This is a genomic window from Saccharopolyspora sp. NPDC000995 (assembly GCF_053599315.1).
Genome location: NZ_JBSFLZ010000101.1, coordinates 1 through 20,016, shown reverse-complemented (window position 1 = coordinate 20,016; position 20,016 = coordinate 1). Strand labels below are relative to the sequence as shown.

General features: G+C 69.7%; 17 protein-coding genes. 3 read left to right on the top strand and 14 right to left on the bottom strand.

The features are described 5' to 3' along the window. The first annotated feature begins 275 nt into the window (after positions 1–275). The gene (locus ACWDKQ_RS26600; protein WP_450141504.1) at positions 276–929 is read left to right on the top strand and encodes an amino acid-binding protein; all 654 of its coding nucleotides are present in this window, start codon (positions 276–278) and stop codon (positions 927–929) included. Between the two features lie 139 nt (positions 930–1,068). Here the strand turns inward: ACWDKQ_RS26600 and ACWDKQ_RS26595 are convergent, their stop codons facing one another. The 8 genes from ACWDKQ_RS26595 to ACWDKQ_RS26560 form a co-directional block, all read right to left on the bottom strand. After that, positions 1,069–1,554, bottom strand: coding sequence for an N-acetyltransferase family protein (locus ACWDKQ_RS26595; protein WP_450141494.1), 486 nt, complete (start codon positions 1,552–1,554; stop codon positions 1,069–1,071). A gap of 78 nt (positions 1,555–1,632) precedes the next feature. After that, positions 1,633–3,822, bottom strand: a complete 2,190-nt coding sequence (gene ligA / locus ACWDKQ_RS26590) for an NAD-dependent DNA ligase LigA (RefSeq protein ID WP_450141493.1) — start codon at positions 3,820–3,822, stop codon at positions 1,633–1,635. 83 nt (positions 3,823–3,905) lie between these two features. Beyond that, entirely contained in the window at positions 3,906–4,601 is a 696-nt protein-coding gene (locus tag ACWDKQ_RS26585; RefSeq protein WP_450141492.1) for a hypothetical protein, read from the bottom strand. A 49-nt stretch (positions 4,602–4,650) separates the two neighbouring features. After that, on the bottom strand, positions 4,651–5,661 hold the full coding sequence (locus ACWDKQ_RS26580; RefSeq protein ID WP_450141491.1) for a DUF6461 domain-containing protein: 1,011 nt from the start codon (positions 5,659–5,661) through the stop codon (positions 4,651–4,653). A gap of 668 nt (positions 5,662–6,329) precedes the next feature. Then, positions 6,330–7,361 carry a methionine synthase gene (locus ACWDKQ_RS26575; RefSeq protein WP_450141490.1) on the bottom strand — a complete coding sequence of 344 codons (1,032 nt, stop codon included), beginning with the start codon at positions 7,359–7,361 and terminating at the stop codon, positions 6,330–6,332. Between the two features lie 136 nt (positions 7,362–7,497). Continuing rightward, positions 7,498–9,030, bottom strand: a complete 1,533-nt coding sequence (locus ACWDKQ_RS26570) for a fatty acyl-CoA synthetase (RefSeq protein ID WP_450141489.1) — start codon at positions 9,028–9,030, stop codon at positions 7,498–7,500. A 72-nt stretch (positions 9,031–9,102) separates the two neighbouring features. Beyond that, positions 9,103–9,879, bottom strand: coding sequence for an alpha/beta fold hydrolase (locus ACWDKQ_RS26565; RefSeq protein ID WP_450141488.1), 777 nt, complete (start codon positions 9,877–9,879; stop codon positions 9,103–9,105). A 31-nt stretch (positions 9,880–9,910) separates the two neighbouring features. Then, on the bottom strand, positions 9,911–10,441 hold the full coding sequence (locus ACWDKQ_RS26560) for a TetR/AcrR family transcriptional regulator (RefSeq protein WP_450141487.1): 531 nt from the start codon (positions 10,439–10,441) through the stop codon (positions 9,911–9,913). 84 nt (positions 10,442–10,525) lie between these two features. Between ACWDKQ_RS26560 and ACWDKQ_RS26555 the strand changes: the two genes are divergently transcribed. Further along, entirely contained in the window at positions 10,526–11,713 is a 1,188-nt protein-coding gene (locus ACWDKQ_RS26555; RefSeq protein WP_450141486.1) for an FAD-dependent monooxygenase, read from the top strand. Between the two features lie 58 nt (positions 11,714–11,771). Here ACWDKQ_RS26555 and mnmA read toward each other — a convergent pair whose 3' ends face one another. The 6 genes from mnmA to ACWDKQ_RS26525 form a co-directional block, all read right to left on the bottom strand. Beyond that, the gene (gene mnmA / locus ACWDKQ_RS26550; protein WP_450141485.1) at positions 11,772–12,860 is read right to left on the bottom strand and encodes a tRNA 2-thiouridine(34) synthase MnmA; all 1,089 of its coding nucleotides are present in this window, start codon (positions 12,858–12,860) and stop codon (positions 11,772–11,774) included. Positions 12,861–12,863: 3 nt separating this feature from the next. Next, on the bottom strand, positions 12,864–14,099 hold the full coding sequence (locus tag ACWDKQ_RS26545; protein WP_450141484.1) for a cysteine desulfurase family protein: 1,236 nt from the start codon (positions 14,097–14,099) through the stop codon (positions 12,864–12,866). 63 nt (positions 14,100–14,162) lie between these two features. Beyond that, complete coding sequence (locus tag ACWDKQ_RS26540; RefSeq protein WP_450141503.1) at positions 14,163–15,812, bottom strand: MFS transporter; 1,650 nt, start codon at positions 15,810–15,812, stop codon at positions 14,163–14,165. A 498-nt stretch (positions 15,813–16,310) separates the two neighbouring features. Continuing rightward, on the bottom strand, positions 16,311–17,087 hold the full coding sequence (locus ACWDKQ_RS26535; RefSeq protein ID WP_450141483.1) for a lysophospholipid acyltransferase family protein: 777 nt from the start codon (positions 17,085–17,087) through the stop codon (positions 16,311–16,313). Positions 17,088–17,152: 65 nt separating this feature from the next. Next, positions 17,153–17,917 carry a GNAT family N-acetyltransferase gene (locus ACWDKQ_RS26530; protein ID WP_450141482.1) on the bottom strand — a complete coding sequence of 255 codons (765 nt, stop codon included), beginning with the start codon at positions 17,915–17,917 and terminating at the stop codon, positions 17,153–17,155. A gap of 221 nt (positions 17,918–18,138) precedes the next feature. Further along, positions 18,139–19,377, bottom strand: a complete 1,239-nt coding sequence (locus ACWDKQ_RS26525) for a glycosyltransferase (protein ID WP_450141481.1) — start codon at positions 19,375–19,377, stop codon at positions 18,139–18,141. Between the two features lie 145 nt (positions 19,378–19,522). On the opposite strand from ACWDKQ_RS26525, the gene rnhA reads away from it, so the two are divergent. Continuing rightward, the gene (gene rnhA / locus ACWDKQ_RS26520; RefSeq protein WP_450141480.1) at positions 19,523–19,981 is read left to right on the top strand and encodes a ribonuclease HI; all 459 of its coding nucleotides are present in this window, start codon (positions 19,523–19,525) and stop codon (positions 19,979–19,981) included. Positions 19,982–20,016: the final 35 nt, after the last annotated feature.

The window sequence follows — 20,016 nt, the reverse complement described above, 5'->3', positions numbered from 1 at the left end:
GTGCCCGGGTCCGGCCGCCGGGGGGAGGTCCGCGACCGCAGTCGCGCGGCACAGCGGCAACACGCGCAGCGACTAGGCGACCACAGGACGACGGTACGGCGGGAAACAACAGGTCTTTCCACTCCGTGGACGCCGGGGGCACCGGTGGGGCGCGGCGTCTGACACAATTTCGGTCACAGTTCCTCGCGCGAGGGGCCCCTGGAACGCGGCCTAGTGCGATGGTGAGCAGCGCGGCCGGCGAGGTGTCGCGCACGAAGCTGGAGGCGTTGAGTCCGGTGTCCTTCCTCATTCGGGTGCAGATACCGGACCGGCCCGGCAACCTCGGGTCTGTGGCGAGCGCGCTCGGCGAGATCGGTGCCGACATCCTCAGCGTCGACGTGGTCGAGCGCAGCAACGGCGTGGCGATCGACGACCTGGTCGTGGAGCTGCCCTCCGGTCGGCTCCCCGACGTGCTGATCACCGCGGCCGAGTCGGTCCATGGCGTCGAGGTCGATGCGGTCCGGCCCTACGCGGGCGTGCTGGACACGCACCGCGAACTAGAGCTCGTCGAGGAGATCGCCGCCGAGCCGGGGCGCGGGTTGCAGATCTTCGCCGAGGGCGTCCCCAAGATCATCCGATCGGGTTGGGCGATCATCTTCGGGCACCGCTCGGGCGGGGCGGAGCAGCTGGCCGCCAGCACCTCAGCCCCGCAGGAGGGCTATCTGGAGCTGCCGTGGCTGCCGCTGCCGCGGGCGACGATCCTTGACGGCGACGAAGACTGGGTGCCGGAAACCTGGAAGGAGCTCGGCACCGAGCTGGCGGCGACGCCGATCGGCAAGCCGGACAGGGTGCTGCTGGCGGGCCGCCCGGGAGGGCCGATGTTCCGCACCGCGGAGCTCGCCCGCCTGGCCCACCTGGCAGGCATCGTCTCGGTCGTCCTCGACGGCTGACCACGCCGCGCGCAACCTCTCAAGGCCGCAATTTCCATTGGAATCGAACCTTCGATTTCAATGAGCGTTTTCATCTTTGCAACTTCTATCGCGACCCAACCCGCTCGGGGATGCTGACGTGCGGAGACGGGTGGAGTAATCATAGTTCGAGGGCGAAACCGAACAGCTTGACCTCCGCTGCCGGGATCCAGTCCCGGTCGGGGCGGCGCTCGAAACCCAACCGCTGGTAGAGGCGCTGAGCGGGCTTCGCGCGGTCCTGCACGAAGAGCACGACACGCTGCAACCTCTCGGCTCGGGCCCGGTCGATCACCGTTTCCACCAGCGCCCGGCCGACGCCGTTGCCGGCGACCTCCGGCGCCACGGCCAGCATCCGGAATTCCAGCTCACCGGGCCGCGCGAGATCGGCGTAGCCGCTGCCGGGCCGCGCCAGGGTTACCGTGCCCTGCACCTCGTCACCCTCGACGGCAACGAGGAGTTCTGCCTTCCCCGCCCGCCCGGCGGCGTCGCGCGGCGCCACGGTGTAGTCGATGTCGGACGACACGCTCCCGGCCTCGATGTAGGCCCGGACCGACAGCTCACCGATGGCTTCGTACTCGGCCAGCCGGGCCACGCGGATCGTCGTCATGCCGCAGATCGTCAACCACCAGCGGACGAACAGCCGCGAGTCCTCCGCGCTGCAACGCCCCCGGAGGACTCGCGGGCGTCACTCCTGCTCGGCCGGCAGCGCGACCTCGGCGGCGGCCTCCGGACCGTCGTCCAGGAGCATCCGGAAGCCGTTCTCGTCCAGCACCGGAACCTTTAGCTGCATGGCCTTGTCGTACTTCGAGCCCGGCGAGTCACCGACCACGACGAAGGCGGTCTTCTTCGACACCGAACCGGCGGCCCGCCCGCCGCGGGCCATGATCAGCTCCTTGGCTTCGTCGCGGGAGAACGTCTGCAGCGTGCCGGTGACCACGATCGAGAGGCCTTCGAGGGTGCGCGGGATCGACTCGTCGCGCTCGTCCGCCATTCGCACCCCGGCGGCCTGCCACTTTCGCACCACCTCGCAGTGCCAGTCGACCTCGAACCACTCGCGCACCGCGGTGGCGATCGTCGGACCGACGCCGTCGGCGGCGGCGAGTTCCTCCTCGGACGCCGCCCCGATCCGGTCCAGCGAGCCGAACTCGCGGGCCAGCGCCTGTGCGGCGGTCGGCCCGACGTGCCGGATCGACAGTCCCACCAGCACCCGCCACAACGGCTTCTCCTTGGCCGTGTCCAGGTTCGAGAGGAGCTTGGCGCCGTTGGCCGACAGGCCGCCTTCCTTGTTGCGGAACAGCGGCGTCTTGAGCAGCTTCGGCTCGTCGAGGTCGAAGATGTCGCCCTCGTCCTCCACCACCCCGGCCGCCAGCAGCGCGTTCGCCGCCTCGTAGCCGAGCGCGTCGATGTCCAGGACCTTCCGGCTAGCCAGGTAGAACAGCCGCTCGCGGCGCTGTCCGGGGCAGCCCTGGGCATTCGGACAGCGCAGGTCGACGTCGCCTTCCTTCTGCTGCGACAGCGGCCATCCGCACTCCGGGCACGCGGCGGGCATGACGAACTCGCGCTCGTCGCCGGTGCGCACGTCGACCACTGGGCCCAGCACCTCGGGGATCACGTCGCCGGCCTTGCGGATCACCACGCGGTCGCCGATCAGCACGCCCTTGCGGCGCACCTCGTCGGCGTTGTGCAGGGTCGCCATCGACACCGTGGACCCGGCGACCTTCACGGGCTCCATCACGGCGAACGGCGTGACCCGGCCGGTGCGGCCGACGTTGACCTGGATGTCCAGCAGCCTCGTGGTGGCCTGCTCCGGCGGATACTTGTAGGCGATGGCCCAGCGCGGCGCGCGGGAGGTGGTGCCGAGCCGGCGCTGCAACGGGACCTCGTCGACCTTGATGACGATGCCATCGATCTCGTGCTCGGCGGAGTCGCGGTGCTTGCCCCAGTAGTCGATGTGCCCGACCAGCTCGTCCATAGTGGACAACACGACGGTGTGTCCGGACACCGGCAGGCCCCACGCCTTCAGCGCGGCGTAGGACTCGGACTGGCGGTTCGGTTCGAAGCCGTCCCGCTTGCCCAGGCCGTGGCAGATCAACCGCAGCGGTCGGCTGCGGCTGATCCGGGGGTCCTTCTGCCGCAGCGACCCGGCGGCGGAGTTGCGCGGGTTGGCGAACGGGGGCTTGCCTGCCTCGACGAGCTTGGCGTTGAGCTCGGCGAACTCGTCGACGCGGAAGAACACCTCGCCGCGGACCTCCACCAGCGCCGGCACCGGGAACTCGTCGGTCCCGGTCAGCTGCTCCTGTACATCACCCATGGTGCGGACGTTGAGCGTCACGTCCTCGCCGGTGCGGCCGTCGCCGCGGGTCAGGGCGCGCTCCAGCCGCCCGTCCCGGTACAGCAGGTTGATCGCCAGGCCGTCGATCTTCAGCTCGCACAGGTAGTGCACGTCGGTGCCTACCTCGCGCTCCACCCGATCGACCCAGACCTGCAGCTCCTCGGTGCTGAACGCGTTGTCCAGGCTCAGCATCCGTTCCAGGTGCGCGACCGGGGTGAACTCGGTGGAGAAGGTGCCGCCCACCACCTGCGTTGGCGAGTCCGGCGCCTGCAGCGCGGGGTGCTCGGCCTCCATCTCCTGCAGCTGTGCGAACAGCCCGTCGAACTCGCTGTCGGAGATCGTCGGCGAGTCCAGCACGTAGTAGCGGAACTGGTGGCCGCGGACTTCCTCGGCCACCTCCGCGTACCGCTCGCGCACCTCGGCGGGCACGTCTTCGACGCCTTCCGCCGCGCGGCCCGCGGCGGGGTCGCTGGGCACGACCTCCTCCGCGGTGGCCGCGGTGTCGTTCACGGTGGGGTCCCGGTCCACATCCTTGCTGGTCACGCCCCGAGACTAGCGAGCGTCTCCGACAACAGCACGCACGACTCGTCGTGAGCGGTCAATCTGGCGGGAACCGTCTTCGCCACTCACGACTCGGTCGGCGCCGATGCGGTGCGATCGAGTTCGCGGACCAGTTCGCGGAGCTCCAGCAGGCCGATCGCGCCTTCGGGTTCCAGTTCCGCGGTCTCCACCCGGCCCAGCCGGTCGGCCGCCAGCCGCTCGCCGAGGGTCGCGTCCAGCGGCAGGAACGTCAGCGCCCTGCGCGCGTTCTCCTCCAGGCCGTTGAAGCCGGGGTGGTAGACGGCGACGTCGACCAGCCCCTCGGCCTCGTCGACCTGGGCGACGACCTGCACGTCGGCCAGCCGGTACTTCTCGTCCCGGAGGTTCACGGTGACCGCGGTCGGGTCCGGCACCGGCGGCACCGAGTCGTGGTACTCCCAAAGCGTGTCGGCGGCCGGGGCGGCGGCCATCCAGGCGTCCGTGTAGGGGCGCAGTTCAGGGTCGGCCTGTGCGCTGATGACCAGCGCGTACACCGCCTTCTCGCCGTGCTCGATGGCGAAGGTCAGGTTCGGGTGCACCTCGGCGAGGGCTTCGGCCACCAGGTTCTCGATCCGGTGCGGCACGCTGTCGCCGAGCGCGGAGGCGATCTCCGGCAGGAGGTCGTCCCACCGCTGCCAGAACCGCCTGGCGCGGTCGGCCGCCTCGGTGTGGACATCGACCGGCTCAGCGGTCTCGGCGTTATCCGGGGCTTCGGCGTTTCGACGGCGGAGGAACCTGAACATGCCCACCATTGTGCCGGGTCAGGTGCTGTCTTCGGGGCCGATCGCGGACTCACCGCTCCGCCAGTTCGGCGGCGACGATGCGCGCGAGCTCACCCGCCTCCACGCCGCGCACGTGCCGCGCCCCGCCCAGCACCCCGGCCAGCGCGGTCAGCGCATCTTCGTGAGTCGCCTGCCGCAACGCCTCAATCGCGCGCAGCTGGTTGCGGATCTTGCTGCACGGACGGCTCATGGTGCTCTGCCAGGACCAGTCCCGGACCACCTCACCGAGCGCACCGTGGTCAATCGAACCCCCTCTGATCAGGGATGACAGGGTCCGACGCACGACGGGGTGGTCGACGCAGCCGACGGTGGCGATCACGTGCCGCGCAGCCGCGGTGACGGCCCGTCGCCGATCGGGCTCGGCGGCCATGCGCACCGCCGCGACCAGTTCGGGCGGGTAGCCGGTGATGTCGTCCAGCGGATTCGGCTCCCCGACCAGGTCGTCGGGCCACGGCGCGACCGGGAAGGTCTGGAACTCGCCGACGAGCCATTCCGGGGTCGGCGACAGCCCGGTCAGCCGCCCGGCCAACGCCAGCATCAGCGCCACCGGATCGGCCTGCGACCAGGGCAATCCGGCGCGGACGACTTCCAGCTCGTCCGGTCGGGTGCCCTCCCGGTACTCCGGCAGCACCGCCTCGAACGAGGTCCGGACGTCGCCGAGCGCCGCATGCGAGAAGCGGGTGAGCGCGCTCGCGTCCCAGAACACCGAGACGGCGGCCCGCCGCGCGGCCTGGCGCAGCACTTCCGGCCGCTGGCCCTGCCGACCGCTGTCCTCGACCACCAGCACCCAGGCGCCGACCTGCCGAAGCGCGATCATGGGGTATTTGTCCTGGTGGGCAAAGGCTTCCTCGCAGAAGTCGTCGATGTCCAGCAGCCGGCCGAACCCGGTGACGGCACCGAAGTCCTCAGCCACCTGGCCGACGTCGTCGCCCCCCACGAAGGTCAGGCACGCCGCCTCCTGGATGGTGCTCCGCCGAATCCACTCGGCCCGCTCGAGCTCGCTGATGCAATGACCGCCCACGAGTTCTTCCTACCAGCGTAACGACTTCCACACTGCGGATTCCGAAAAAGAGGCACCGACACGAAAGCAAACCCAACCAGCAAAACACCACTCACGGATCGAAAAGGTCCAAAGTGGACGAGCAAAGGCGATCGATTCGCCCCGGGACGAATCGACTCGCCGCCCGCTCCAGGTCGCAACCTGCCGCGCAGGCCGGCCGCCTACTGCTGCGTGTTCTCGGGTCCGGCGAGTTGCCTTCGAGGAGCGCCTATCGCTTCTGTGAGGAGGTGTTGGTCTTTCTCGGTCAGGCCTTCGAATTCGAGCTTCTCACCTTCCCGCTATATGCTCACCTTGCGGGCTTTTGCCTGGTCAAAGTGGGCACCCATCGCCTTCGCGAAGGCCCGTGGCCGCTGAGAAGGCACCGCTTAGCACGAGTTGGCCCAGCTGCAGCGCCGGACCGGATTTCGTGCCTTCCGGGCCTTCGCCTCCTCGGAGGCGGTCCACTCGGACCGCGCCCAGCTCGCGGGACTCGGCCAGCAGCCGCTGCGTCAGGTTCTTAAAGCCGCTCCGGGGGATCCTCGGGTAGGTCGAAACCGACCAGCCAGCGGGCCACCTCGCAAGCCTTCCGCAGCTCTGGATCTCGATCTTCCTCACGGTAGCCGATCGATCACGTTGCGGTGGGCGGTTCGCTACTGCTCGGCTTCGTCAGCGAAGAGGTTGGCGAGGTCGCGGGTGAGGCTGATCGCGCGGCGCGTCCAGGCCGGTGTCGCTCCCGCGAGGCCGCAGGTCGGGGTCGGCACGCTGCGCTCGGCCAGCGCCCGGCGGGCGAAGCCGAGTCGGGAGGCCAGGTCGAACGCGGGTTGGGCGACTCGGCGGAGGCGGGCTTCGCCCGTCGGCTCCGTGCTCGGGACCAGTCCGAGGAAAAACGTGGTGCCCTCTTCCCAGGCCTCCCCCAGTTCGTCGGCGAACGAACCGGAGACGTCACCGAGCCCGGTGGCGTCCAGCGCGATAGCACCGGCGCCGGCACGGCGCAGCAACGCGACCGGCGGGCGCAACGCGCAGCAGTGCACCACGACCGGCGAACCTGTTGCGGCCGCGAGCTTCTCGATCATCTCGGCCAGCACGCGTTGCGCGTCCAGTTCCGGGACCGCGGACACCTTGCCGTAACCGGAGGGCGTGGGCAGCGAGCCCGCCAGAACTGCGGGCAGCGACGGCTCGTCCAGCTGGACGACGACCCTGGCTTCGGTGCGAGCGGCGACCTGTTCGGAGTGCGCGATCAGGCCTTCGGTCAGCGACTCGGCGAAGTCGCGCAGCGCGCCCTGGTCGGTAAGCACCCGATGTCCGCGGTGCAGCTCGATCCCGGCCGACAGCGTCCACGGGCCCGCCGCCTGCACCTTCACCGCCCGCGGAGCGCCCGCCTCGGCGGCCGCTTGCTCCACGGCGTCGAGGTCCCAGCGCATCAGGTCGATGGCGCGCTGGTGGTCCCGGCCGGGCCGGGAGGCGACCCGGTAGCCCGACGGCACCACTTCGACGGCGAGGTCGACCAGCAGCCCGGCGGTTCGGCCGAGGATGTCGGCGCCGACGCCGCGCGCCGGCAGCTCCGGGAAGGGCGTCAGGTCGGGCAGTTCGCCGACGACGGTGCGCGCCGCCTCGACCGGATCGGCCCCGGGCATCGATCCGATGGCTGTGGCGATACCGGGGCCCCAAGGTGCGTCACTCACCCCGCCATTATCGACAGCCCACCGCGCGCCGCCCGACGGGGCGCAGACAACGCGGCTCCGAGCCCGTGAACGTGTTCGGGCGTTATCGCGCCCAGCAGCACTCACGGGAGCCGACCAGGCGAAACGACGGCTCCGATCACCCGGTGAACCGGTCGCGCAGAACCCGTTTGAGGAGCTTGCCCGAGCCGTTGCGCGGCAGGTCGTCGACGAAGCGGATCTCCTTCGGCACCTTGAAGCCGGCCAGGCTGCTGCGCGCGTGCTCCAGCAGTTCCGCCTCCGTCACCTCGGCCTTGGCGACCACCACCGCCGCGATGCGCTCGATCCACTTCGGATCGGACACCGCGATCACCGCCACCTCGGCCACCGCAGGGTGCGTGTACAGCGCGTCCTCCACCTCGCGGGACGCGACCAGCACGCCACCGGTGTTGATCACATCCTTGATCCGGTCGACGACGAAGCAGTAGCCCTCCGAGTCGCGTCGCACCAGGTCACCGGAGTGGAACCAGCCGCCGCGGAACGCCTCGGCGGTCTCCGCCGGCTTGTCCCAGTATCCGGTGCACAGCTGCGGCGACCGGTAGACGATCTCGCCCAACTCCCCCGGCGCGACCTCCTCGCCCTGCTCGTCGACGACCTTCGCCTCAACGAACAGCACGGGCCGCCCGGCGGAATCCGGCCGCTCGTCGTGCTCCTCCGGGCGCAGCACCGTCGCAAGTGGAGCGATCTCGGACTGCCCGAAGCAGTTGTAGAACCCCAGCTCCGGCAGCTGATCGCGTAACCGCCGCAGCACCGGCCCGGGCATGATCGAGGCGCCGTAGTAGGCCTTGCGCAGCGTCTCCAGGTCGCGGGTGGCGAAGTCGGAGTGGTTGGCCAGCGCCACCCAAACCGTTGGCGCGGCGAAGAACGCGCTGATCCGCTCCTCCTCGATCCGCCGCAGGATGTCTCCCGGCTCCGGCACTTCCACCAGCACGTTGGTGGAGCCGATCATCAGCTGCGGCAGGAGAAACACGTGCATTTGCGCCGAGTGGTACAGCGGCATCACGTGCAGCGGCAGATCGTCTTCGCGGAAGTCCAGCGCGACGACGCAGGACACGTACTCGTGCAGCAGCGCGCGATGCGTCATCATCGCGCCCTTGGGCTGCGAGGTCGTGCCCGAGGTGTAGAGCAGTTGGACCAGCGCATCATCGGAGACGGCAACGTCCAACTCCGGCAGCGGGCCGTCGATGCACTGCGCCAGCAGCGAATCCGCACTGTCGCGCAACGGGATCACGCGCTCGACCGACGTGCCGGGACGGACTTCGACGAGCTTGTCGGCCAACGCGGGATCAACCAACGCGATCCTGCTTCCCGACTGCTTCAACAGGTAGCCCAGCTCGCCCGCGGTCAGGTTGTAGTTGATCGGCACGTGCACCAGGCCTGCCCGCGCGCAGGCGAGGAATCCGATCAGGTACACGTCGGAGTTCTTGCCGTAAGCCGCGATCCGGTCGCCTTGGTTCGCCCCGGCGGCCAGCAGCACCCCGGCAGCGCGGGTTACGGCGGCATCGAGTTCGGCATAGGTCCAAACCAATTCCTGCCCAGCACTGTCGACGAACTGCAGCGCCTCGCGGTCCGGGATTCGCGCGGCGCTGCGCCGCAACACGTCTGCGACTGTGCTGGCCCGAAGATCGAGCACAGGACCTCCCCATTTCACGATACTGATGTGGTGCCAGACACTGGCCGCCAAACCGCGCTGCGCACTAGACCATCAGCGGCGCCACAACTCGCGCAGTGTGTCGTTGACGACATCGGGCCGCTGGCTGTGCGGCCAGTGCGACGCGCCCGGCACCTGCAGGTGATCGGCGTTGATTCGCCGCGCTGTCACGCGTGCGCACTCCATGATCGGCTCGCCTCCGTGCTCGCGGTACGCCTGCGGAGCCAGGTCCCAGGTCCCAGTGACGACCCTGATAGGCCAGGTCGCCTCGGCGAGGGGTTCGACCGGGATCCGCGCTCCCCAAGCAGGAATCTCGCGCAGCGCGGTACGCGTCGCCCGCACGAGCTGCGGCGTCACCGGCGGCGCTTCGATGCCCGCGGACTCGAAGTTGAGCCGAACCAGGTCCTCGTCGGAGAGTTCGGGCGGCACCGACGCGATGGCGTCCCGGTTGCGCTCCAACGCCGCAGCGACCAACGGCGCATCCGCGGCGATCTGGAAGCAAGCCGGTTCGATTAGCGTCAGAGAAAGGACCGAATCCGGGTTCCGCAAGGCTGCCAACATCGCGACCACGCCGCCGGAAGAATGCCCGACCAAGTGCGCTCCGCCGTCGAGCAACTCGGCGATGTCGTCGGCGTCCTGCTCGTAGTCGCTGCGTTCGACGTCCGGGCTGCCCCCGTAGCCCCGACGATCCGGGAGAACGAGCCGGAATTCGCCGGCGAGCGGAAGTTGGGCACCGAACCCGAAAACCTCGTGCATCGCACAGGTGCCCGAACCGTGCACGAGGATCGCGCGCGCACCGTCACCCCTTTCCTCGACATGCAGTGAAGTCATGCGCACATTCTGTCGATGCGCAGAGGCGCTGTCACTTGCCCAACGCGGCAATCGCCGCTTCCAGTGCGGCGTCGCGGAATTCCTCGGGCGGACCTTCGGTTGTTGCGCAGTCCTGCAACCCGCCGATCGCGACGGTCGCCCGAGCGATCTGCGCGGGTGATGCGCCAAGGCCGACCAGCAATGCGTAGACGCGGTTGCGCCAGGCAAGCATCTGCTGCATCAGATCGAGCTGCGCCAACGCCGAGACGTCCCGCAGGACCAGCTCGAAAACCTGCCGGTACCGCAGGACCACGTCGAAGTAGTCGGCGAGGAACTGGCGCGGATCGACCTCCACGGCCGCCTCGCGGTCCGCCAGCAGGCCCTCGATCTCGTCGACGAAGGGCTGCACGATGCCGCGCATCAGGTCCGCCTTGGACGGGAAGTGGTAGTACAGCGCGGCTTTTGTGATGCCGAGCCGCTCCGCGACCTCCCGCAGGCTCGTCTTCTCAAACCCCTGGCGGGCGAACAGCTCCGCGGCTACCGCGCGAATATCCGCCCTGGTGTCGACCCGTGTCCTCGGCATCGGCGTCCTCCTCCCCGCGGATCCTACTGCTTGCCGACCGGTAAGTTACTTGCCGACCGGTAAGTAGCGGGCTAGCTTGGCCCCATGACGAAGAAAATCCTGATCTCCGGCGCCAGCATCGCCGGGCCGGCGCTGGCGTTCTGGCTCCGCAAGCACGGTTTCAACCCGACCGTGGTCGAGCACGCCCCCGCGATGCGCGACGGCGGCTACGCCGTCGACGTGCGCGGCGCGGCGGTCGAGGTGGCCGAGCGTATGGGCATCTTGGCCGACCTGCGGGAGGCCCGCACCGGCATGAGAGGCATGACCATCGTCGGTAGGGCGGGCCGGTCGGTGGCCGAAGTCCGCATGGACGAGCTGTTTGGCAGTGACCACGACATCGAGGTCATGCGCGGCACGCTCACCCGGATCCTGCGCGCGCGCACCAGCGGCACCGAGTACCTCTTCGGCGACTCCATCACCGCCATCGACCAGGGCGCCGATGCCGTCCGCGTGACCTTCGAGCACCATGCGCCGCGCGATTTCGACCTCGTGGTCGGCGCCGACGGGCTGCACTCCAACGTCCGACGGCTGGCGTTCGGCCCGGAGCCCGGATTCCGCCGCTACCTCGGCTATCACGTCTCGATCTTCAGCACCGACAACTTCCTCGACCTGGACCGCTGGACCACGATCCGCAGCACACCCGGCAGGGTCGCCGGCTTGTACCGGGCGCGAACCGACAGCGGGGCGAAGGCGATCCTCGGGTTCAAATCACCGGAACTACGCTTCGACCCCCGCGACCCGCAGACCCAGATCGCCTTGCTGGACAAGGCCTTCGCCGACGAGGGCTGGATCGCGCCCCGCCTGCTCGACGCCGCCCGCCGCGCACCGGACTTCTACTTCGACTCGATCACCCAGATCCGCCTCGACGACTGGACGCGCGGACGTGTGGTGCTGGTCGGCGACGCGGGCTACTGCCCGTCCCCGCTGTCCGGCCAGGGCTCGAGCATCGCGCTGGTCGGAGCCTACGTGCTCGCCGGCGAACTACTCGCCGCCGGCGGCGACCACCGCACCGCGTTCCGCCGCTACGAGGCGGAAATGCGGGACTACGTCACGCTGAACCAGAAGATCGCAACGAACGGCGCGAAAATGCTGATCCCGAAGACCGCCACCGGCCTGTGGCTTCGCAACCAGGCGTTCCGCCTGATGCGCTACCTGCCCCAGGCCAGCGGCCTGCCCAAAGAAATCCAACACGCCGCCAACGCGATCAGCCTCCGCCATTACGCACCGACGTGACCGAGCAGCGGCGCAACAGCGCGGCCGGGAGGAACCCACCTCGGGTGAGGTCGGCACGCTAGCGGGTGGCGGAGATGAGGCCGCTGCCGAGCACGAGGTCTCCCGCGGCGTCCGGGCGGTAGAGGACGATCGCCTGCCCCGGAGCGACACCGCGCAGCGGCTGGCGGAGCTGAACTCGGATGGCGTCCTCGTCGGCCTCGGCGACCGCCTCGGCCGTGCCGCCGTGGGCACGGACCTGGATCACGCATTCCGTCGGGCCACCCAACGGCCGCTCGGACGGCCAGATGGGCCGCTTCGCGTCGATCCCGCTGACCGACAGCCGATCCGCCGAACCCACCTGGACGGTCCCGGACACCGGCTCCAGCGAAAGCACGTAGCGCGGCCGGCCGTCCGAGGCCGGGGCGTCGATGCCGAGCCCCTTGCGCTGGCCCACGGTGAATCCGTGCACGCCAGTGTGCTCGCCGAGCACCGCGCCGGTTTCGGCATCCACCAGCTTGCCCGGCGTCTGCCCGAGCTTGGTCTCCAGGAACTTCTTGGTGTCGCCGTCCGGGATGAAGCAGATGTCGTGGCTGTCCGGCTTCTTGGCCACCGCCAGGTCCTGCTCGGCGGCCTCGACGCGCACCTCGGACTTCAGCGAGTCGCCGAGCGGGAACATCGAGTGCCGCAACTGCTCCGCGGTCAGCGAGGCCAGCACGTAGGACTGGTCCTTGCCTTCGTCCCGACTGCGCCGCAGCTCCGGCACACCGTCCACGATGGAAAGTCGGGCGTAGTGCCCGGTGCAGACCGCATCGAAGCCCAGCGCCATGGCCTTCTCCAGCAGCGCCTCGAACTTGATCTTCTCGTTGCAGGTCAGGCACGGGTTCGGGGTGCGGCCCGCAGCGTACTCGCCGACGAAGGTTTCGATGACCTCCTCGGTGAACCGCTCCGCGAAGTCCCACACGTAGAACGGGATGCCCAGCAGGTCCGCGGCGCGGCGCGCGTCCCGGGAGTCCTCGATGGTGCAGCATCCGCGGGCGCCGGTGCGCAGCGTGCCGGGCTTCGCCGACAGCGCCAGGTGCACACCGACCACGTCGTGGCCCGCCGCGACCGCTCGGGCGGCGGCGACGGCGGAATCGACCCCGCCGCTCATGGCTGCCAGTACTCGCACGCCTCACACCTCCGTGGCGGCGGTCGTCGACCCCGCCGAAGATCGGCGCAACCCGGGCAGGCCGGCGCTACGCGCTCGTCGCACCACCGGCCCGATCGCCTCGGTGAGTGCCCGTACATCGGCCGCGGTCGAGGTGTGCCCCAACGAGAAGCGCAGCGACCCGCGCGCGGCCTTCGGGTCCGCCCCCATCGCCAGCAGCACGTGGCTGGGCTCCGAGACCCCCGCCGTGCAGGCAGAGCCGGTGGAGCACTCGATCCCTTTGGCATCCAACAACATCAGCAGGCTATCGCCCTCGCAGCCGGGGAACGTGAAGTGCGCGTTGCCGGGCAGCCGGGACGGTGCACCGCCCACGACGTCGTGCCCCGGATCGCCGTTGAGCACCACCTCCGGCACCACGGCGCGCACGCCGGCGATCAGCTCGTCGCGCAGCTTGGCCAACTGCGGCGCCTGCGATTCGCGCGCGCCGACCGCCTCGCGCACGGCCGACGCCAACCCCAGCACACCCGGGGTGTCGAGAGTCCCGGACCGCACCTCGCGCTCCTGGCCGCCGCCATGCAGCACCGGGGTGCACTTGACATCCCGCGACAGCAGTAGCACGCCGACCCCGTACGGGCCGCCGACCTTGTGGCCGGTCATGGTCAGTGCCGCGACCCCAGAGGCCGCGAAGTCCACCGGCAGTGTCTCGACTGCCTGCACGGCATCGGTGTGCAGCGGCACCCCGCAGCGGTCGGCGATCGCGGACAGCTCCGAGATCGCGTTGACGGTGCCGACCTCGTTGTTGGCCCACATGACGGTGGCCAACGCCACATCGTCCGGGTTCTCCGCGAGAGCCGCCTCGAACACCTCCGGGCGCACCCGGCCGTTCGAGTCGGCCGCCAGCCAAGTCACCTCGGCGCCCTCGTGCTCGGCCAGCCACTCGACGGCGTCCAGTACCGCGTGGTGCTCGACCGTCGAGGCGAGGACGCGGCGCCGGGCGGGATCAGCGGCCCGACGCGCCCAGAAGATCCCCTTGACCGCCAAGTTGTCGCTCTCGGTCCCGCCCGCGGTGAACAGCACCTCCGACGGCCGGGCCCCCAGCGCATCGGCGATGTCCTCCCGCGACTCCTCCACCGCGCGGCGTGCCCGGCGACCCGAGGTGTGCAGGGACGAGGCGTTGCCGATCCTGGTCAACGCCTCGCTCATCACTGCGACCGCCCGTGGCCGCATCGGTGTCGTGGCAGCGTGGTCGAGGTAAGTCATCGCGCTGTCCAGGGTAATGCAGCCGCCCCGGCGGCCACCCCTCGGTCCAGCGGAAGGCGCAGGTCAGGACGTTTGACCACGGCCCGAGCGGACGAGGAGCAAAGCGGCCAGCACGGCACCCACCAGCAGCGCCAGATCCAGCGGCACGACGCCCCTGGTCGGCGCGGTCCCGGTGGCCAGCGCGGCGACCGCGACGCCGCCGAGCCCGACCAGCGAGGCCTGGCCCAACATGTCGGAGATCTGCAGCGCGGAAGAGTTGAAACCCCGTTCGCCCTCCGCCGACAGCGCGAGCACCCGCACCGAGGTGCTCGCCCCGCCGATGCCCATCCCGGAACCGGCGAAGAACCAGAAGGCGAACACCAGCCAGTGCGGCCCCCACTGCGACAAGCACAACGCGAGCCCGGCCATCCCGACCCCGACCAGCAAGAACCCGGCCGCGACCAGGTATTCCCGGCGGATGTTGCGCTGCCTGCTCTGCCACAGCGCGCCAACGGTCCAGCCGAGCGACCCGGCGGTCAGCGGCATCCCGGCGGTGGTCGGCGAGTAGTGGTGCACCGCCGACAGCGTCAGCGGCACGAAGGCCTGCGCGGTGAAGAACAACCCGGCGAGCAACCCGCGCGCGAGCACCATCGCCGGAAGCCCGGGCCGCGCGAGCAGAGTGCCTTTGGGCAGCAGCAGGCGGATCGACGGTGCCAGCACCACGATGCCGGCCAAGCCCAGGAACAACGACGACAGCGACGGGTTCTGCACAGCGAAGTTCAACACCAACACACCCCCAGCAGCCCCGGCCGCGGCCAACGGCAGCCCCCGCCGCTGCGCCGGCGGCTCGCCCGAGCTGGCACCGAATCGCCGCACCGTCGGGACCAGCATGGCCGTGCCGATGCACACCAGCGGTGCGAGCCCGAAAAACACCCAACGCCAGCTCACGTGCTCGGTGAGGAAACCCGCGATCACCGGCCCCACCAGGGCGGGTACCACCCACGCCGACGACATCGCGGCGAACGCCGCAGGCCGGTGCTTCTCCGGGAAGACCCGACCGATCATCACGTACAGCGCGACTATGAGCGCCCCGCCGCCGAAGCCCTGCAGCACACGGGCGACGAGAAGCACCAGAATGCTGTGCGCAGCGGCGGCGACGATCAGTCCGACGGCGAACGTCGGCAGCGCAAGCAGCAGCGGAAGTGCGGGCCCGCGCCGATCCGCCTGTCTCCCGCCGAGCACCGTGCCGATTGCGCTGGCCCCCAAGAAGACGGTGAAAGGCCAGGAATACCAGTGCTGCGCGCCGAGTTCGGCGACGATCGTGGGCAGCGCGGCGCCCAGCCCCATGGCCTCGAATGCGACGAGGGTGATGACCAGAACCAGCCCGGCGGTGAAGCTGCGACGTTGGGGATTCCACAAATCGCTCTGGGTCTTCTCAGCGGTGGCCACCAGCCAAGCCTGCAACCTCGACCCGGGTCGAGGTCCAGCCTTTTCACCCGCCCGCCACCAAAGCGCCCGGCACACCCGGGTGCACCGATTCCACTGATCCCGACCCGTGAGCACTTTGGGTGCCACAGAGGCTGTTTTGGAAGTGATCGTGACCCTGCTGGCTAATTTCCGCGAGGGGCTGGTTTCACCGCAGGAGTGGTCCGGTTCTGCCTCGCCAACCGGTGTGCGGTGGACGGCCTGTTCGCATCGGTAGACGACACGAACGGTCCGTTCGCCGGCGTTCATCCGATGATGTGAGCCCGGGGGTTGGTGTGCGGTGAACGGCCTGTTCACCTCGCCAAGCTCCTATAAGGGTCCTATAAGGTCACAAACGCCCGCCCGGCCGCGTGCGTAGCAACGCCCGGTAAGGCCGACAAATCCGTTTAAAGACTGGCAAGCCGTCAGTCCGTTCGAGGGTCAGACCCACCAGCGGCGTCACTACACACATCATCACTGTCCGTTCGCTCCATCCCAGCACCTTCCCAAACAGCCCCCAACACCGCGCCGAAATTAACCAGCAGGGTCGATCGTTGAGGGTGCGGTAGGGCGGGCTCTTTGCTTTGAAGCACCGAAGGTGCTCGCAACCCGCACCGCACCGCGGGTTCTCAGGCTTCGTCCGGCGACGGCAGCCCCGAAGCCGCGTTTGGACTCCCGCAGACCAGACGGCGCCTGAGGTCCCGCTGCGCCGCCACGCAGGACGAGTCTGGAAACAGGCCCTACAGCACCCGAAAGCACTCACGGGTGTCACGCGGCGAGGTCGTGGGCGCTGCGGTGCTCCGGCGAGGCCTGGTGGCCCGGCGAAGCACCGCTGGCCGCAGCGATCGCGGACTGGGCCTGCGCGGCCAACTCCCGGCGGTCGGTGCCGACCAACTCGGGCAACACCACCAATTCCACGACCAGGTCCCGCATCCGCGCCACCGCGAGGACCGAATCGACCAGCGTGGCTTCGCCCACGAACGCCGCTGCAGTGGTCGGCTCACCGGCCTCGGTCCGAAAGAGCAGCGCAACCGGCTGCATCCGCACACCCGCATCCACCGCGGCCTGGAAGACGGCGGGCCGGAACCGCCCGGAAGCCCGCCCACACCAGGTCGTCCCCTCCGGGAAGGCACCGATCACGGCCCCGGCGCGCAACTCGTCGGCGATCGTCCGCACCGCGCCCGGCAGCGCCGTCAGCCGGTCGCGATCGATGTAAACGGTGCCGACCAGCCCGGCGAGCGACCCCAGCAGCGGCCAGGACCGGACCTCAACCTTCGCCAACATCCGCATCGGGTGAAGAGCCTGGAGCGCCACGACATCCAGCCACGAAACGTGGTTGCTGACCACCAGTGCGCCGCCCGGCGGAATCCGCTCCTCGAACACGAGGCCGACTCCCAAAACGCACAACAACATCCGGAACCACGTCCGCAACGCCCGATCCCGCCAAGCTGCCGGCAGCACCGACAGCACCAGCGCGAGGACGCACCCGACCAGCAACAACCCGACGGTGCCGCCCAGTCGCAGCACCACCCGGGAAAGCCCCACCTCCGCCTGCTTGTCGCGCGGCGGAAAGCAATCCGGCCCGCACTGCGACGTGGGCGTCCACTGGTTCATGCCGCGTCGCCCAGGAAGAAGCGCAGGTACCGCTGATCGGCACGCTTGAGGTCCAGGAGCAGAAAGTAGTCGGCCACGCCGAAGTCCGGATCGTGCGCCGGAGGACCGCACACCTGAGCACCGAGCCGCAGATACCCCTTGAGCAGCGGCGGCATCGGCGCACGCCCGGTGACCTCGAACGACTCCCAAGGCCGGTACGGGCGCACGCGGTGTTCCTCCGGCGCGTAGCGCTTCGCCGACACCGTGTTCCACACGTGCGCGGCCTGAACGCCTCCATCGTCCAGCGGCACCGAAGCACACCCCGCGAGCATGGTGTGACCGTGCAGCAGCATGTACCGCGCGATCCCGGTCCACACCAGACTGACGACGGCGCCGTTGCGGTGGTCCGGGTGCACGCACGACCGCCCGGTCTCCACCAGCGAGGGGCGCAGCGGGTCGAGCGCCGAAAGGTCGAACTCGGTTTCTGAATAGAGCATCCCGGCTGCCTTCGCCCGCTCCGGCGGCAGCATCCGGTAGGTTCCAACCACCGCGCCGGAGCGGTCGTCCCGGACGATCAGGTGGTCGCAGTAGTCGTCGAAGGAATCCCGGTCGAGGCCGAATTCGCGACCGGTGACCGTAGCCCCCATCTCCTCGGCGAACACCTGGTAGCGCAGGCGTTGCGCGGCGTGCACTTCGTCGGCATCTCTGGCGACCAGCAGCGAGTAGTGGGCGTCGGCCGCCGCACTCGTTGCGGCGCTGGCCAGCAGCTGCGTCTCGGACATGCCGCAGGTGTATCGCCGCGCGGCGAACGCCCAACACACCAGCCGATGACACGGAGCAGGAACTTTTGGTGAATCCCAGGTGCGGCACCAGATCATTGCCCCGAACGGTCGCCTGGAACCCCACCCGAACAGCACAGCACCCCGGCCCGCAGGCTCTTGCCACACGACCGGGGTCGCTGCCGCCCCGCTCCCAGACAGCTTGGGGAGGCCGGCGGCGGAACCTACTGGCTGACGAGTGCGGTCGCGCGCTCGATGATCGACGATGGGCTGGGCTGGGTGGCCATCTCCGCGCCCACCTCGCGCGCGGCCGCCCGGAACGCAGGCTCGGTGAGCAGCCGCTCGGCCATCGACCGCACCGTGGCGACGTCCACAGTGGCCGGATCGTGGGACAGCCCGACGCCCCGGTCCACCACCCGCTGCGCGGACATCGGGTTGTCCGCGAAAGCGGGCAGGACCAGCTGAGGAACCCCGTAGTGCAGCGGCGCGGCGGTGGTGCCCGAACCGCCGTGGTGGACCATCAGCGAAGCGGTCGGCAGGAACGTCGACAGCGGGAGGAAGCCGACGGAGCGCACGTTGGCCGGGAGCGTCCCGAGGTCGGCGAGATCGGTCTTGCCGGCCGCCAAGATCACCTCCACGTCCAGCGCACCGAGCGCCTCGATCACCACGGACAGGCTGCTGATGCCGGACATGATCGGCACCACGGTCCCGAACGTGACGCCGACCCGCGGCCGCTCCGGCCGCCGCAGAGCCCACTCTGGAACCACCGCACCACCGTTGAAAGGCACGAACCGCATCGACCACCAGGGGACGCCGTCCTCCTGGTCCGGCTCGTCGCCGACCAGCCCACCCATGCTCGGCGCCCGCGGATCGATCCGCGCGATCACCCGCGGCCAACCGTCGGGAATGCCTAGCTTGTCGCGCAGCGCGAGGGTGATCTCGTCGTTCTCGTAAAAATTGCGACCGCCTCGGAAATCCCCGTCCCGCGACGACCAGGAGACGCGGTTGCCCACCTCCAGCACCGGTACCCCGAGCGCCACCGCGGCCAGCCGCCCGGCCGCGTGGTCGGTGGTGTGGACGACGAGATCCGCGCCGAACGCCCGCCCGGCGTCGACGGTGCCTTCGGTCATCGTCAGCGTGAACAACCCGAACGGGCTGCCTGCCTGCGTGGCCTTCTCATACGCCTCAGACATCCCCTTGGCCACGCCGAGCCGCTCGAGCTCCGGCGACTTCTCCCTCGAATTGATCCCGCGCAGCAACGCGTCCCACACGTCGTGCTCCGGGAACACGTCGACTACGGGCAACCCGGCGCGTGCGCCGACATCGGTCATCTCGGCGGTGGTGGCGACCAGAACCTCGTGCCCGGCGGCCCTGGCCGCCCAGATCAACGGGACGATCGGCAACATAAGCCCATAACCGGGCGCAGCGGTGAAGAGGATTCGCACGTCGGTCGAGCATGCCACCCCTCACCGACACCCCGCATCCGATTTTCGACTCCCCGCGAGCAAGGGAACCTTCCTGTCACCGAACCACGCCCGGCGCGAGCAAGGGAACCTTCCTGCCACCGCCGCGGCGTCTCCCCGATCCCCGCCGGTTAGATTCCGGGGTATGCAGCGAACGACCGACCGCGTCGACCTATACACCGACGGTGCATGCAGCGGGAACCCTGGCCCCGGCGGCTGGGGCGCCGTGCTGCGCTACGGCGGCCACGAGCGCGAGCTCTACGGCAGGGACGCCGCGACGACGAACAACAAGATGGAGCTCATGGCGGTCATCGAGGGCTTGGCCGCGCTGACGCGGCCGATGCCGACCGTGCACATCTATACGGACAGCACGTACGTGCTCAAGGGCATCACGCAGTGGATGCACGGTTGGAAGCGCAACGGCTGGCTGACGTCCGCGAAGCAGCCGGTCAAGAACGCCGACCTGTGGCAGCGCCTGGACTCGGAATGCGCGCGCCACGGCGACGTGCAGTGGGAATGGGTGAAGGGGCACAACGGCCACCCGGAGAACGAGCGCGCCGACCGGCTCGCCTGCCAGGGCCGGGATGAAGCTCGCGCGGGTTGACGCGCGGAGGCGGGCCGCACCTGGGTGCGGCCCGC